The sequence below is a fragment of the Peribacillus sp. SIMBA_075 genome (assembly GCF_046534585.1).
The window spans coordinates 1-265 of the sequence record NZ_JAWRYN010000781.1 but is presented as its reverse complement, the minus strand read 5'-3'; the positions used below and the strand labels follow the sequence as shown (position 1 = coordinate 265).

The 265-nt window shown below is 74.0% G+C and carries 1 pseudogene; it reads right to left on the bottom strand.

What is annotated here, in order from left to right:
• A pseudogene (locus SB775_RS30330) lies at nt 1-265 on the bottom strand (peptide synthetase); the annotation flags it as partial.

Here is a 265-nt window from a genome sequence, read left to right as displayed (position 1 = left end):
AGAGCGGCGGCAGGGTCGCGCGCAGCTGATCGAGGGAGGCTCGGCGGTCGAACATGCCGCGGTCCGGCACCGCGAGATAGCCGACCAGGACGTCGTTGCCCCCGGACGATCGGCGTACCGCGGCCGCCGCGCCCGAGACGCCGGGGAGGTCCTGGAGCGCCGCCTCCACCTCGCCAAGTTCGATCCGGCGGCCGCCGAGCTTGACCTGATCGTCCGCCCGTCCCCGGTAGAACAGGCCGGTCGGGTCGAGCTGCACCAGGTCCCC